Source organism: Streptomyces wedmorensis, from assembly GCF_000716445.1.
Classification (GTDB): domain Bacteria; phylum Actinomycetota; class Actinomycetes; order Streptomycetales; family Streptomycetaceae; genus Streptomyces; species Streptomyces wedmorensis.
Genome location: NZ_JNWK01000004.1, coordinates 105,013 through 118,126, shown reverse-complemented (window position 1 = coordinate 118,126; position 13,114 = coordinate 105,013). Strand labels below are relative to the sequence as shown.

General features: G+C 70.6%; 16 protein-coding genes and 2 tRNA genes. 4 read left to right on the top strand and 14 right to left on the bottom strand.

Going from position 1 to position 13,114, the window contains the following annotated elements; genetic code table 11:
* Positions 1–113: 113 nt before the first annotated feature.
* From OO54_RS04065 to OO54_RS04040, 6 genes are all read right to left on the bottom strand, one after another.
* Positions 114–791, bottom strand: a complete 678-nt coding sequence (locus tag OO54_RS04065) for a class E sortase (protein ID WP_033201472.1) — start codon at positions 789–791, stop codon at positions 114–116.
* A 37-nt stretch (positions 792–828) separates the two neighbouring features.
* On the bottom strand, positions 829–2,091 hold the full coding sequence (locus OO54_RS04060) for a class E sortase (RefSeq protein WP_033201471.1): 1,263 nt from the start codon (positions 2,089–2,091) through the stop codon (positions 829–831).
* Positions 2,088–2,726 carry an aminodeoxychorismate/anthranilate synthase component II gene (locus tag OO54_RS04055; protein WP_033201470.1) on the bottom strand — a complete coding sequence of 213 codons (639 nt, stop codon included), beginning with the start codon at positions 2,724–2,726 and terminating at the stop codon, positions 2,088–2,090. Before OO54_RS04055 ends, OO54_RS04060 begins: the two co-directional genes overlap by 4 nt.
* Positions 2,723–2,884, bottom strand: a complete 162-nt coding sequence (locus tag OO54_RS44890; RefSeq protein ID WP_017240377.1) for a hypothetical protein — start codon at positions 2,882–2,884, stop codon at positions 2,723–2,725. The genes OO54_RS04055 and OO54_RS44890 overlap by 4 nt, the downstream gene beginning before the upstream one ends.
* Positions 2,885–2,948: 64 nt before the next feature.
* Positions 2,949–3,626 carry a class E sortase gene (locus OO54_RS04045; RefSeq protein ID WP_033201469.1) on the bottom strand — a complete coding sequence of 226 codons (678 nt, stop codon included), beginning with the start codon at positions 3,624–3,626 and terminating at the stop codon, positions 2,949–2,951.
* Between the two features lie 23 nt (positions 3,627–3,649).
* Positions 3,650–4,417 (bottom strand): DUF881 domain-containing protein, encoded by a 768-nt coding sequence (locus tag OO54_RS04040; RefSeq protein ID WP_017240379.1) that lies wholly within the window; start codon positions 4,415–4,417, stop codon positions 3,650–3,652.
* Positions 4,418–4,557: 140 nt separating this feature from the next.
* Between OO54_RS04040 and crgA the strand changes: the two genes are divergently transcribed.
* Positions 4,558–4,809, top strand: coding sequence for a cell division protein CrgA (crgA, locus tag OO54_RS04035; protein ID WP_017240380.1), 252 nt, complete (start codon positions 4,558–4,560; stop codon positions 4,807–4,809).
* A gap of 294 nt (positions 4,810–5,103) precedes the next feature.
* Here crgA and OO54_RS04030 read toward each other — a convergent pair whose 3' ends face one another.
* Positions 5,104–5,988, bottom strand: coding sequence for a rhomboid family intramembrane serine protease (locus OO54_RS04030; RefSeq protein WP_033201468.1), 885 nt, complete (start codon positions 5,986–5,988; stop codon positions 5,104–5,106).
* Positions 5,989–6,007: 19 nt separating this feature from the next.
* The gene (locus OO54_RS04025) at positions 6,008–6,535 is read right to left on the bottom strand and encodes a peptidylprolyl isomerase (RefSeq protein WP_033201467.1); all 528 of its coding nucleotides are present in this window, start codon (positions 6,533–6,535) and stop codon (positions 6,008–6,010) included.
* 217 nt (positions 6,536–6,752) lie between these two features.
* On the opposite strand from OO54_RS04025, the gene OO54_RS04020 reads away from it, so the two are divergent.
* Positions 6,753–7,466: a DUF5324 family protein gene (locus tag OO54_RS04020; RefSeq protein ID WP_033201466.1), complete on the top strand. Its 714-nt coding sequence runs from the start codon at positions 6,753–6,755 to the stop codon at positions 7,464–7,466.
* Positions 7,467–7,651: 185 nt separating this feature from the next.
* On the opposite strand, the gene OO54_RS04015 is transcribed toward OO54_RS04020, so the two are convergent.
* Together OO54_RS04015 and OO54_RS04010 are read right to left on the bottom strand one after the other, a co-directional pair.
* A complete protein-coding gene (locus tag OO54_RS04015) occupies positions 7,652–8,029 on the bottom strand; it encodes a DUF6344 domain-containing protein (protein ID WP_033201465.1) in 378 nt (125 codons plus the stop codon).
* A gap of 264 nt (positions 8,030–8,293) precedes the next feature.
* A tRNA-Ala gene (locus OO54_RS04010) sits at positions 8,294–8,366 on the bottom strand.
* A gap of 129 nt (positions 8,367–8,495) precedes the next feature.
* Between OO54_RS04010 and OO54_RS04005 the strand changes: the two genes are divergently transcribed.
* Together OO54_RS04005 and OO54_RS04000 are read left to right on the top strand one after the other, a co-directional pair.
* Positions 8,496–9,044, top strand: a complete 549-nt coding sequence (locus tag OO54_RS04005) for a helix-turn-helix domain-containing protein (RefSeq protein ID WP_033201464.1) — start codon at positions 8,496–8,498, stop codon at positions 9,042–9,044.
* Positions 9,045–9,107: 63 nt separating this feature from the next.
* Positions 9,108–10,469 (top strand): serine/threonine-protein kinase, encoded by a 1,362-nt coding sequence (locus OO54_RS04000; RefSeq protein ID WP_033201463.1) that lies wholly within the window; start codon positions 9,108–9,110, stop codon positions 10,467–10,469.
* A gap of 122 nt (positions 10,470–10,591) precedes the next feature.
* Here the strand turns inward: OO54_RS04000 and OO54_RS03995 are convergent, their stop codons facing one another.
* The 4 genes from OO54_RS03995 to OO54_RS43225 form a co-directional block, all read right to left on the bottom strand.
* On the bottom strand, positions 10,592–11,896 hold the full coding sequence (locus tag OO54_RS03995; RefSeq protein WP_033201462.1) for a hypothetical protein: 1,305 nt from the start codon (positions 11,894–11,896) through the stop codon (positions 10,592–10,594).
* A 106-nt stretch (positions 11,897–12,002) separates the two neighbouring features.
* The gene (locus OO54_RS43230; protein WP_003958712.1) at positions 12,003–12,137 is read right to left on the bottom strand and encodes a DLW-39 family protein; all 135 of its coding nucleotides are present in this window, start codon (positions 12,135–12,137) and stop codon (positions 12,003–12,005) included.
* A 158-nt stretch (positions 12,138–12,295) separates the two neighbouring features.
* A tRNA-Ile gene (locus tag OO54_RS03990) sits at positions 12,296–12,369 on the bottom strand.
* Positions 12,370–12,468: 99 nt separating this feature from the next.
* Positions 12,469–13,050 (bottom strand): DUF3566 domain-containing protein, encoded by a 582-nt coding sequence (locus OO54_RS43225; protein WP_026058394.1) that lies wholly within the window; start codon positions 13,048–13,050, stop codon positions 12,469–12,471.
* Between the last annotated feature and the right edge of the window lie 64 nt (positions 13,051–13,114).

Genomic DNA, 13,114 nt, shown 5'->3' with positions numbered 1-13,114 from the left:
CCGAAGGCCCGACGGCCGACGGCCCGAAGGCCTGAAGGTCGTCCCGCGCAAGGCGAAGGGGAGAGCCCCGGCATCCAGGACGGATGCCGGGGCTCTCCCCTTCGGTCATGCGCTCAGCGCAGCTCGGCCGGCGGTGTCCGGTCGCGGTCGACCTTCTCCGCACGCTCCAGTTCGCCCCAGACGATGTAGCGGTAGTCCGAGGTGTACACGGGGGTGCAGGTGGTCAGGGTGATGTAGCGGCCGGGCTTGGTCCTGCCGGATTCCCGGGGGACGGGCTGGAGGACGTCGACGTTGTACTTCGTGGTCTCGGGCAGGGTCTTGTAGACCTTGTAGACGTACCAGGTGTCCTTGGTCTCGAAGACGATCGAGTCCCCGGTCTTCAGCTTGTGGATGTTGTGGAACTTGGCGCCGTGGCCGTCCCGGTGCGCGGCCAGCGTGAAGTTGCCCTGCTGGTCCTGCGGGAGCGCGGACTTGATCGGGTCGGTGTAGTAACCGGCGACGCCGTGGTTGAGGACGTCGGTGCCGGTGCCGCGCTTCACCAGGACCTCGCCGTTCTGCATGGCGGGGACGTGGAGGAAGCCGATGCCGTCCTTGGTGTCGAGCGCGCCGGGACCCTGGTCGGCCCACTGGTCGCGGACCTGCGCGCCGTCCTTGTCGGCGGCGCGGTCGGCGAGGACGTTGGTCCACCACAGCGAGTAGACGACGAAGAGTCCGAGCACCAGGCCCGCTGTGATGAGGAGTTCGCCGAAGACGCTGATCATCCCGGCCATCCGGTTGCGCGCGCGTGCCACTAGGTCGTCCCGTCGTCCCGTCCGGAGGTGTGGGGTCTCAGCCTACGAGCGCTTGCGGCTTTCCCTCACTGCGCGGGCGTTCCTCGACCAGCTTGCCCCACACGATCATGCGGTACGTGCTGGTGAACTCGGGCGTGCAGGTGGTCAGCGTGATGAACCGGCCGGGCTTGGTGAAGCCCGAGCCCTTCGGGACGGGTTCGATGACCGAGACGTTCGAGGGCGAGGTCTGCGGCAGGATGCTGGCCATCTCGTACGTGTAGTACGCGTTCCGCGTCTCGACGACGATCGGGTCGCCGGGCTTCAACTGGTTGATGTAGCGGAACGGTTCGCCGTGGGTGTTGCGGTGGCCGGCGACGGCGAAGTTGCCCTGCTTGTCGGCGGGCATGGCCGTCTTGAGCTTGCCCTCGCCGTAGTGGCCGACCATTCCCTTGTCGAGGACCTTGGCCTTGCTGATGCCCTCGGCGATCGGGACGACGACGTCCAGCTTGGGGATGTACATGATGGCGAAGCCCTCGCCGGGCTCGAAGGCCCCCGGCTTGCCGTCGTCGCCCTTCTCGGGGTCGTCGCCCTTGGCCCAGGTGTCCTCGATCCGTTCCTTGGCCCGGTCGGTCTCCTGACCGGCGAGGACGTTCGTCCACCACAGCTGGTAGGTGACGAAGAGGAGCATGACGACGCCGAAGGTGATGAAGAGTTCTCCGACGGCCCGGCTGGCGACGACGCCGACGCTCTCCTTGGCGGCTTTGGCGGCGCGGCGGGCCTCGACGCGGGAGAGGGGCCGGGCCTCGCCGGAGGCCTCCGTGCGGGCCGCGGGTGCGGCGGCGCCCCTGGTCCTGCCCCGGCCGCCTTTGGCGGCACGGCGCCGCTCGGCCCGCCCGGGCCCGGGAAGGGGCTCCACGGCCCGTAGGGGCATCGTCTCGTCGTGCCGGGCCCGCGGGGGCTCCGCGGGCTCCTCGGCGGCGTACGGCTCGCCCACGGCCTCGCGCGGGGCGTCATGGCCCGCCTCCGACCCCGCCGGGGCCTCGTAGGCGGGCTCGTACACGGGCGCGGGCTCGGGCGCGTAGGACGCGGGCGCGTAGGGGGCCTGCTCGGGCTGGTACGGGGAGGGCTCCGGCGCAGGCTCGTAGGGCGCCGGTTCCGGCGTGTACGAGGAAGGCTCGGGCGCGTAGGGCCCCTGTTCCGGGGCGTACGGCGCCGGCTCCGGCTCATAGGGCGTCGACTGCCCGTAGCCGTACGGGTCCGCGGGTATCGACTCGGGTTCCGGCGTGTTCGCCGCACGGAACCACGGCGAGCCCGTCGTCACGCGACGGCCTTGCCCACCACCGGCGCGAGCCCCGCCGACCGGCCGACCGCCCCCTTGTCGCCGCACTGCTCCAGCCAGTTGGCGAGCATCAGGTGGCCGTGCTCGGTGAGGACCGACTCGGGGTGGAACTGAACGCCCTCGACGGGCAGATCGCGGTGGCGGAGGCCCATGATGATGCCGTCCTCGGTCCGCGCCGTGACCTCGAGCTCGGCCGGCAGCGCCGCGGGCTCGGCGGCCAGCGAGTGGTACCGGGTCGCGGTGAACGGCGACGGCAGACCGGCGAAGACGCCCTGGCCCTCGTGCGTGACGAGCGAGGTCTTGCCGTGCAGCAGCTCGGGCGCGCGGTCGACGACACCGCCGTACGCCACGGCCATCGACTGCATGCCGAGGCAGACGCCGAAGACGGGCACACCGGTGGCGGCGCAGTGCCGGACCATGTCGATGCAGACCCCCGCCTGCTCCGGGGCGCCCGGGCCGGGCGAGAGCAGGACGCCGTCGAAACCGTCCTGGGCGTGGCTCAGCTCGACCTCGTCGTTGCGGAGGACTTCGCACTCGGCGCCGAGCTGGTAGAGGTACTGAACGAGGTTGAAGACGAAGCTGTCGTAGTTGTCGACGACGAGAATTCGCGCGCTCACTGGCCGTCCACCGTCACATCGTTGAACGGAAGCAGCGGCTCCGCCCAGGGGAACACGTACTGGAAGAGGACGTAGACGACCGCGAGGACCAGCACGATCGAGAGCAGCGCCCGTACCCACGCGTTGCCCGGCAGATGCCGCCAGATCCAGCCGTACATGACGTCGACCGCCCCTTCCGTTCGTTACGGGGACCAGAGTACGGGTCGGCGGGGCCGTCCAGGGTCAGCTGTCCAAAGCCTGTGGACGGCCGTCGGTCACCGGCTGGGTGGCGTCGAGGTGCGCCCAGACGACGAGCCGGTGGCTGCTGCCCCACTCGGGGTCGCAGGTGGTCAGGGTGAGGTAGCGGCCCGGCCCGTCGAAGCGGGACTTCCCGGGGACGGGATCGACGACCGCGACGTCCCCGGGCACGGTCCGGTGGGGACCGCGGTCGATCCGGTAGGTGAACCAGGTCGTCCCGTCGGTGAGGACGACCGCGTCGCCGGGGCGCAGCCGGGGGAAGTCCTTGAAGGGGTCGCCGTACGTGCGGCGGTGGCCGGCGACGGCGAAGTTCCCGGTCTCGCCGAGCCGCCCCGTCGCCGCGTAGTGCCCGAGGCCCTTCTTCAGGACGCCGGTCCCGGTGCCTTCGAGGACGGGCCACTTCCATTCCCGGCCGAGCCGGGGGACGTACATGACCGCGATGCCCCTGCCGGGGACGTACGGCGGCCGCACGCGCGCGGGGGAGGGTCCCGGCGCGGCCGGGACGGGAGTGGCCGCCCACTCGCGCTGGAGGGTGTCGATCTGGGCGGCGCCGGCGATGCCGGCCTGGACGCCGGTCCAGTACAGGACGTAGACGACGAAGAGGACGATGAGGGTGCCGACCGTGAGGCACAGCTCGCTGAAGGTCCTCACGACGAGACGCAAGCGGCCCTCCCGCTCTCCCGCTGTCAGTTCACCGGCTGCGCGTAGTGGAGGTCCACTGTGCCCGAGTACCCGGGCAGAGTCACCGCCCTGTGCTCGTCGACTTTCCAGCCGAGCCCGTACGCCTTCACGTACAGCTGGTAGTTCTGGATCGCCGGGGAGGCCGCGAGGGCCCTGGTCAGCTTGCCGCGGTCGCCGACGGCGGTGATCTTGTAGGGCGGCGAGTAGACGCGGCCCTGGAGGATCAGGGTGTTGCCGACGCAGCGCACGGCGCTGGTGGAGATGAGCCGCTGGTCCATCACGCGGATGCCCTCGGCGCCGCCCTGCCACAGCGCGTTGACGACGGCCTGGAGGTCCTGCTGGTGGATGACCAGGTCGTTGGCCTGCGGCTCGGGGTAGCCGGGGGCGGCCTGGGCGTTCGGCGGGGCGTCGTTGAGGGTGACGGTGAGGCCGGAGCCGGAGACCGCGGTGGTTCCCGCCTCCGCTTCGAGAGCGGCGAGCTTCGCGTCCTCCGCGCGGGTGGATCCGTCGTCGCGCGCGGCGAGGCCGTCGACCTCGGAGCGGAGGGCGGCGGTGGACTCGTCGAGGCCCGCGTTCTTGTGGCTGCGTTCCTCGATCAGGTCGGAGAGCCTGAGCAGCGAGGCGTCCGTGCGGATGTTGGTGCCCTTGGCGGTGTTGAAGCTGGTGACGAAGATCAGTCCGGCGAGGGCGAAGACGGCAAGGGTGAGCACCCGGACGGGGCGCCACCTCGTGGTGCGGCCCGGCCCTTCGGGAGTGTCGGCGGAATTGCTCAACGTACCCTGATCCCCTTCGGTGCCGCGGAACCACTACGCTAACGGACGCCCGGGGGACGCAGTCGTCCTCCTTCGTCACATCCCGGCGCCAGCCACAGTTCCCTGCGCGGTCACGCAGCGCATCGACAGGAGAGTCCCTCGTGCCGAAGTCACGGATCCGCAAGAAGGCCGACTTCACGCCCCCGCCCGCCAAGGCCACCAACATCAAGCTGACGAACCGCAGCTGGGTGGCGCCCGTGATGTTGGCGCTGTTCGCCATCGGGCTGGTGTGGATCGTGGTCTTCTACGTCACCGACGGCTCCTTGCCGGTCGAGTCGATCCGGAACTGGAACATCGTGGTGGGCTTCGGCTTCATCGCGGCCGGCTTCGGCGTCTCCACGCAGTGGAAGTAGCGGGGATCCAGCCGTCGTACCGGCAGCTCGTCAAGCTCTCCCCTGAACTTATCCACAGCGTTGTGCACAGCACTGGATAACTTACGAAGATCTGTGGATAACTCGCACGAGGTTGACGCCGGTATGACCGGAATCACCCCCGGCTCGACGCATCACGCCCCCCGCCCCCCTGGAGAAGTGCCAGGTCAGAGGCGGGGGGCGTAGCTTTTCCCCTAGAGCTGGGGAAGATTCGCCACACACTGTGGATAACTCTGGGGAAAGCTCACAGAAGAGCTCTTCCACAGCCCTGTGCGCTCAGGTGAGCGCCGCCGAGCGGGCGAACACGATCCCCAGATCGATCAGCAGCACCACACCACAGGCCGCGTACTGCACCAGGCGCCGACGTGCCTGGGGCGCGTGCAGCATCGCGTACGTCACGAGGGCGCCCGCGACGAGACCGCCGACGTGCGCCTCCCAGGAGATCCCCGGACGGGTGAAGGTCATCAGCAGCGACAAGGCCACGAAGAGGACCACCGGCCGCATGTCGTGGCGCCGCCTGCGGGCCAGCACCACCCAGGCTCCGATCAGCCCGTAGACGACGCCGGAGGCACCGAGCGAAGGCTGGTTCGGCGCGGCGAGCAGATAGGCGAGCACACAGCCGGAGAGACCGGAGAGCAGGCACAGCGCCGCGAACCGGACGCGGCCCAGCTCGGGTTCGACGATCCCGCCGAACACCCACAGCCCGATCACGTTGAAGAGGATGTGCCAGACCGCCTGGTGGAGGAAGGCCGCGGTCAGCAGCCGGTACCACTCGCCGTCCGCGACGCCGACGACCTCGCCCAGCACCGGGCTGAAGGCGTAGCCGATGAGTTCGAGCTCGGCGACGAGCCGGTCCCCGACCGACAGCACCGCCAGGTAGACCGCGAGGTTGATCCCGATCAGGATCTTGGTGACGAAGTGGCCGTCCTCCGCCACCCGGCCGCCCGCCAGCGTCCTGGGCTGGTTGGCGCCGGCGGCGTGACCGGTCCCCGAACCGCTGCGCACGCAGTCGGGGCACTGGAAGCCGACGGAGGCGGAGATCATGCACTCCGGGCAGATCGGCTTGTCGCAGCGCGTGCAGCGGACGCCGGTCTCGGTCTCCGGGTGGCGGTAGCAGCGCGGCAGGTCGGAGTGCGGTGTGCCGGAAGGCCGCGGATCCATGGGTGCCGTCCCTTCCACCTCAGCGCTTCTCGATCACCACGGACTCGACGACCACGTCCTTGACCGGACGATCGGTGTGCGCGTCGGTGTCCGTGGCCGCGATCGCGTCCACGACCTTCCGGCTCTCCTTGTCCACGACCTCGCCGAAGATCGTGTGCTTGCGGTTCAGCCAGGTCGCGGGGGCGACGGTGACGAAGAACTGCGAGCCGTTGGTGCCCGGACCGGCGTTGGCCATCGCCAGCAGGTAGGGGCGGTCGAACTGGAGCTCCGGGTGGATCTCGTCCGCGAACTCGTAGCCCGGGCCGCCGGTGCCGTTCCCGAGCGGGTCGCCGCCCTGGATCATGAAGCCCTTGATCACCCGGTGGAACGCCGTGCCGTCGTAGAGCGGGTCCGAGGAGACCGTGCCGGTGGCGGGGTGTGTCCACTCGCGCCCGCCGGTCGCGAGTTCGACGAAGTTCCGGACCGTCTTCGGGGCGTGGAACGGCATCAGCCGCACCTCGATGTCGCCCAGGTTCGTCTTCAGGATCGCGTACTGCTGCTCGGCCACGGTCGCCTTCCGTCCACGTCGTGTCGCGTCATGTCACGTCTGTCTGGCGAGTCCGATCCTCGCATGCCCCGGCCGCCCGCCCGGCATGCCCCGGATGCCCGCACCGCATGCCCCGGATGCCAGCCCCGCATGCCGGACCACGATCCGACGGGCATGATTCCGAAAAGGATGGAAAGGTGAAAAACCGACATCGTCGCCACCGAGGAGGAGGAATCCCGTGACCCGCATGGAGAGCGTGCGCGCCGCGACAGATTCGGCGAAGGAGAGCGTCCTGCACGCCGCGGAAGTGGTGGCGCCGTACGCCGGCACGGCCAAGGACCAGGCAACGCTCTACGCGCACGAGGCACGTGCCGCACTCGCGCCGAAGGTCTCGAAGGCCGCTCGGGTGTGCCGAACACAGGCTCGTGCGCAGTACGACTCGTATGTCGCACCGCATGTACCGCCACGGGTCGACGCGGCCGCACATCGTGCGGCGGTCAAGACCCGCTGGGCCGCCCGTCAGGCGGCCGACTACACCGTTCCGCGCGTCGAGAGCGCGGTCGCCGCGACCGGTCCCGTCCTAGAGGAGGCGGGGTCGCGTTCCACTGCCGCCTGGGCCGCGCTGCGCGGTCAGGTGACGCCGAAGGAAATCCGGAAGATCGTGAAGAAGCACGAGCGTCGGGCCAGGGCCGGACGCTTCGCCAAGGGCCTCGCGGTCCTCGGCGTACTGGCTGTGGGCGCGTTCGTCGCCTGGAAGTGGTGGGACAAGCAGGCCAACCCCGACTGGCTGGTCGAGCCGCCCGCTCCCACCGAGGTGGAGGAGGAGGAGACCACCGTACTGACGTCCGTCGACGGCAGTGGCAGTTCCCTCGACCCCGAGGTGGAGGCCAAGGAGACCGAGGCCGAAGCCGCGGCTGCGGCCGAAGCCGCCGAACGCGACAAGCGTCGCTGACCGACCGGGGTCCTGCTGGGTGATGCCTGCATCCTGCGAAGTCCTGCTGGGTCCTGCGAGTCCTACGAGAAACGGCTGATCCTGCGGGGTCCTACGGGATACGGCTGATCCTGCGGGGTCCTACGGGATACGACTGATCCTGCGGGGCGTGGGTGCGGGGAGTACGCGTGTCGTCTCCCCGCGCCTCACGCCGCTGCGGCGAGGGCGAGGTCCGTCAGGGCGGCCGGGTCGCTCTCGGCCACGGCCGTGGAGGACGACCGCTGGCGCGCGGAGGGGGAGGAGCCGTGGGCCTCGGCGGCGATGCGCTGCTTGATGGTGGGCGGCAGCGAACGGTCGCCGGCGAGCGGCCAGAGGTGCGTCCGCTGTGCCGGTACGGAGGCGAGTGTCCGCTCGGCCGTGGCGACGGGCGCGGAAGCGGCGGCGGGGCCGGCCGGCTCCTCGGGCTGCTGCACCGCGGGCTGCTGAGCGGCGGCGGCGGTGCCCGCCAGGCCGACGGAGGCGAGCAGGGCGAAGAGGACGGAGATGAAGGCGGTCCAGAACTGCTTGACCTTGGCGGTGGCCATGACCCCTCACTTTCGTGATGTTCTCGGATGGTTCATTTCGGATTGCGCGCTTTTCGTACCTTCCTCATGATGTGGATGCGCGCCCGTTTTCCGCGGACCGACGCCACTGCCGCGCAACTCTTCCGATGAACACCACCCGTACGGGCCAACACGGGCCTCAGCGGCACGGGACATCGCGGCCACCCACCGCCGGACCGCCCGGGCGAAGAGGGCAAAAAAAGACCCCCCGACCGCGTTATCGCAGGTCAAGGGGGGTTTTCCGAGTGGAGCCTAGGGGAGTCGAACCCCTGACATCTGCCATGCAAAGACAGCGCTCTACCAACTGAGCTAAGGCCCCGGAACGAGGACAGCGTACCCGGTCACCCCCCATGCCCGGCAAAAGGATTGGGACTCCCGGTCGGCGACCACTCTCCGTAAGATGCTGACCGAGGTTCGCAGTGGCGAACCGCAGGGATGGGGAGAAGTGATGGACACAGCGCAGCAGGAAGCCACGGCAAGAGCCAGAGAGCTTCAGCGCAGTTGGTACGGGGAGCCGTTGGGGGCGCTCTTCCGTCGGCTGATCGACGATCTCGGGCTCAACCAGGCCAGGCTCGCGGCCGTGCTCGGGCTCTCCGCGCCCATGCTGTCCCAGCTGATGAGCGGCCAGCGGGCCAAGATCGGCAACCCTGCGGTCGTCCAGCGTGTCCAGGCCCTCCAGGAGCTCGCCGTCCAGGTCGCCGACGGCAGCGTCAGCGCCGCCGAGGCCACCGACCGGATGGACGAGGTCAAGAAGTCCCAGGGCGGTTCCGTTCTCACCAGCACGGGTCCGACGGCACCCGGTTCGGGCGCTCCGACCGTGCGCCGCGTGGTCCGTGAGATCCAGTCGCTGCTGCGCTCCGTGGCCGCCGCCGGCGACATCATCGACGCGGCCGACTCCCTCGCCCCCGCCCATCCGGAACTGGCAGAGTTCCTCCGGGTGTACGGCGCCGGGCGCACCGCCGACGCGGTCGCCCACTACGAGTCGCACCAGAACTGACGCGGGCCCGGCAACCGGGCCCGCACCACCAAGAGACGACGCACGGGGAGCGGACACAGCGCGATGGGTGAGGTCTTCGCTGGTCGGTACGAGCTGATCGACCCGATCGGACGCGGTGGGGCGGGCGCGGTGTGGCGGGCCTGGGACCACCGGCGCCGCCGTTACGTGGCGGCCAAGGTGCTCCTCCAGAGCGACGCGCACACGCTGCTGCGCTTCGTCCGCGAGCAGGCGCTGCGGATCGACCACCCGCACGTCCTCGCCCCGGCCAGCTGGGCGGCCGACGACGACAAGGTCCTGTTCACCATGGACCTGGTGGCCGGCGGCTCCCTGGCACACGTCATCGGCGACTACGGCGCGCTGCCGCCCCGCTTCGTCTGCACCCTCCTCGACCAACTGCTCTCGGGGCTGGCCACGGTGCACGCCGAAGGCGTCGTCCACCGGGACATCAAGCCGGCCAACATCCTCATGGAGGTCACCGGGACCGGGCGGCCTCACCTGCGGCTGTCCGACTTCGGCATCTCCATGCGGAAGGGCGAGCCCCGGCTCACCGAGACCAACTACGTGGTGGGAACGCCCGGTTATTTCGCGCCCGAACAACTCATGGGCGCGGAGCCCGATTTCACGGCCGACCTCTTCGCCGTCGGCCTGGTCGCGCTCTATCTGCTCCAGGGCCGCAGGCCGGACTCCCAGGTCCTGGTCGAACGCTTCGTCGCGCACGGCACTCCGGGCGCCCCGGAAGGCATCCCGGAGCCCCTGTGGCAGGTGCTGGCCGGGCTGCTCCAGCCCGACCCGCAGGCCCGGTTCCGGACGGCCACGGGCGCGCGCAAGGCGTTGAGCGCGGCCGTCGAGATGCTGCCCGAACCGCTCCCCGGCGAGCAGCCGATCGAGATCCGCGACCAGCTGGGCCCGCTGCCCGCCGGCTTCGGTCCCCTGGGCCCGACGGGCCCCGCCGCACCGGAAGCCCCCGCCGACCGGACCTTCTCCGCCGACGCCGTGCCGTCGTCGCCGGCCGCTCCCTCCGTGTCCCCTCCCGTGCCCGCGCCCGGCACCGGCCCCGTACCGACCCAGCAGCAGCCCGCACAGCCGCAGGCACAGCCCCACCAGCAGCCCCGGCCACATCCCGGGTTCCAGCCCCAGCCGGTGCCGGTGCCGGTGGCATCCGAGACGGGCAGCTTCCACCTGCCCCCGCCGGTCCCGCATCCGGCCCCCTCCCTCGACCAGGCGCCCACGTCGGCGGCGCCGTACGGACAAGCCCCTACTCATCCATACACCGCTCGACCCGATCAGGTTCCCGGTCTCCAGGCCGCCCCCGCGGCCCCCGCCCCGGTACGCCGACCGGGACCGCCCCCGAAGGTGACGGTCCCGGTACTCCTGCTCGCGCTCGTCTGCCTCGCTGTCGGCTTCTGGGCCCTCACCCAGACCTGAGGCCGCTCCGAGCCGTCCCCAGGTCGCTGAGCCGTCCCGAGGGCCGCCCCGAGCCGTCCCCACAGGTCGCTGAGCCGTCCCGAGGCCGCTCCGAGCCGTCCCGAGCCGCTCCAGCGGCCTCCTTATGCCGCCGCTCGCCTCCGGGCCAGCAGCGTCCAGGCGCCGAGCCCGAGCAGCAGCACGGTGCCGCTGCCGATCCCGGCGGCCGCGAGGATCTGCATGGAGTCGCTCCGCTCGGCCCGCTCCGCGGCCTGCGCGCCGCTCGCCCCGCTCGCGGCCGCGTCCCGGTCCCCGGCGGTCACCGCGAACGGGCCGGGGTCGCCGTCGTACCCGGGACCGGTCTTGGCGGCGCCCATGAGGTTGACCCGCAGCGTCAGCGGGACCGGCTTGTCCCCGTACGCCTTGGCGATCTCCGGGTTGAGCGTGGCCGACAGGTAGTACCAGCCGGCGAAGCGCATGCCGCTCGTGGCCTCGTCGTACGCGGTGCGGTTCTCGTGGGCCACCGGCCGCTGCGGGCCGAGGGCGACGGTCGCGGGCTTCCCGTTGTAGCTTCCGCTGTTCTCGTCGACGTGCCCGAGCGCCGGGTTCTCCAGGGAGAGCACGAGGGCGTAGCTGACGTACTCGTCGGCGGCGGCGCTGCTGCCGAGCTCGGCGGTGGCGTAGAGCTGCTGCCCCCAGTCGACGGGCACCCGGTAGAAGAGCGTCTGACCGGGCCGGATGTCCGACCTCCACTCGCCCTGCGTCAGCGAGGCCGCGTCATGGACGCCCGCGCCGCCCTGACGCTGCTTGGGGCCGCCCGTCGGGGGCGCGGGAGTGCCGGAGGGCCAGGCCTCCGGGAGCTCGGTCGGACCGGCCTTCTTGAGCAGCGGCTCGGTCAGGTGCCGGACTTCCAGCTCCCAGTCGTCCGGGGAGGACGTCGGCTTGTGCTCCCGCTCGACGAGCACGTAGAACGCGCCGGCCTTCTGGCAGGTGGAGCTGTCCGCGTCGATGATGCGGCGGGCGTACGCGGCGAGGGGGCGGGGGTAGGCGGACGACGCGAAGCCGATCTGCTGGTAGCCGCACTCCGTCCCGGTGCCGTCCTGCATGCTCACCCGGAAGCCGTCGCCGTAGTCGACCTTGCCTCCGGCCTTCGGGACGGCGACCACGGACACGTACGCGTTCCGCTTGTCGTCGAGATCGACCCGGTAGTAGACCTTGCCGTCCTTCTTCAGGGTGCCGCGGTAGGTCGCGCCGGCCTTCAGCTGCGGCGCGTCCGAACTCGAGGCGGCCCCCTGGACGCGCTGGGCGGTGCTGTCGAAGGTGTACGGCGGGAGGGCGGGCCCCTCGGCCGCCTGCGCCTGGCCGGGCAGCGCCGCCACGGTGCCCACCGCGGCGACCGCCGTGAGCAGGGCCCCCGCCCTCCGGCCGATGCCGGCCTGCGTCTTCACACGAACTCCTTCTCTTCACTCAAGCAAGCGATCACATTGCTCAGGCAAAGCAAAGCCCCGGCCCGCTCACGCGCGGCCGGGGCTTCACCCACAGATGGTCTTCGTCTCAGACACCCGAACCTGCGGGCACGGAGTCGGTCGCCTCCGTCCACAGGTCCTGCTCGGCGCGATCCGCCTGGATCTGGCGGTACACGAGGAGCCCGCCGATGGCGGCCAGTGCGACCAGGAGAAGCTTCTTCACCGCGCGACCTCGTCTTTCGTTGACGTAGGAGACTTCTGACGCCCACTCTACACATCGACCGATACCGATCGGTGACCTGTACGAGCTTCAAACCTTCAACCCGCCCCGGACAAACAAATCGACCCGGACGGGGGAACCGTCCGGGTCGATCGTCACTGTGGGGCTAACAGGATTTGAACCTGTGGCCTCATCCTTATCAGGGATGCGCTCTAACCAACTGAGCTATAGCCCCGCCGCGCTTTGCGGTGTGTGTCCCGCGCGCTGACTCCTGAACATTAGCGCACGTGGGGGCCAGTCCCAAAATCCGTACTCCCGGACGGCCCCCCGCGGGCTACTCGTCCTCGGCCAGCGTGAGCTCGACACCGCCCACGAAGCCCGCCGACAGGTTGTAGATGAACGCGCCCAGCGTCGCCAGGGCGGTCATCAGGACCACGTCGATCACGGCGATCACCGAGGTGAACATCAGCACCCTCGGCAGCGACAGGAACGACTGCAGATCGAAGCCGTTGGACTCGTTCGAGCCCGTGGCCTCGCTGATCGTGCCGCCGACCGTCGAGAAGACGCCCATGGCGTCCATGACCATCCACAGCACCGCCGCGGCCACGATCGTGCAGATGCCCAGTGCGATGGAGAGCAGGAAGCTCACCTTCATCACCGACCACGGATCGGCCTTCGCCACCCGCAGCCGCGCCTTCCGCGTACGGGGCGTCGTGCGTGCCCCCGTACGCGGCCGGCGCACGGCACCGGTCTGACCGCCCGCCGTATCACCCGGCCGGCCGCCCGGCGCCGGAGCGCCGTACGCCTGCGGAGGGTGGTACGGGCCGCCCTGCTGCTGCGCTCCCGCGCGCTCGCCGGGCAGCGGCCCGTTGTACGTCTCGTACGACGAGGGCTGCTGCCCCCGAGTGTCCGTCACCGCAACCCCCTGGGAGTCCGTGGCGAGGCCACGGGCGCCGTTCGCTCCAGCACCAGCAGAAGCT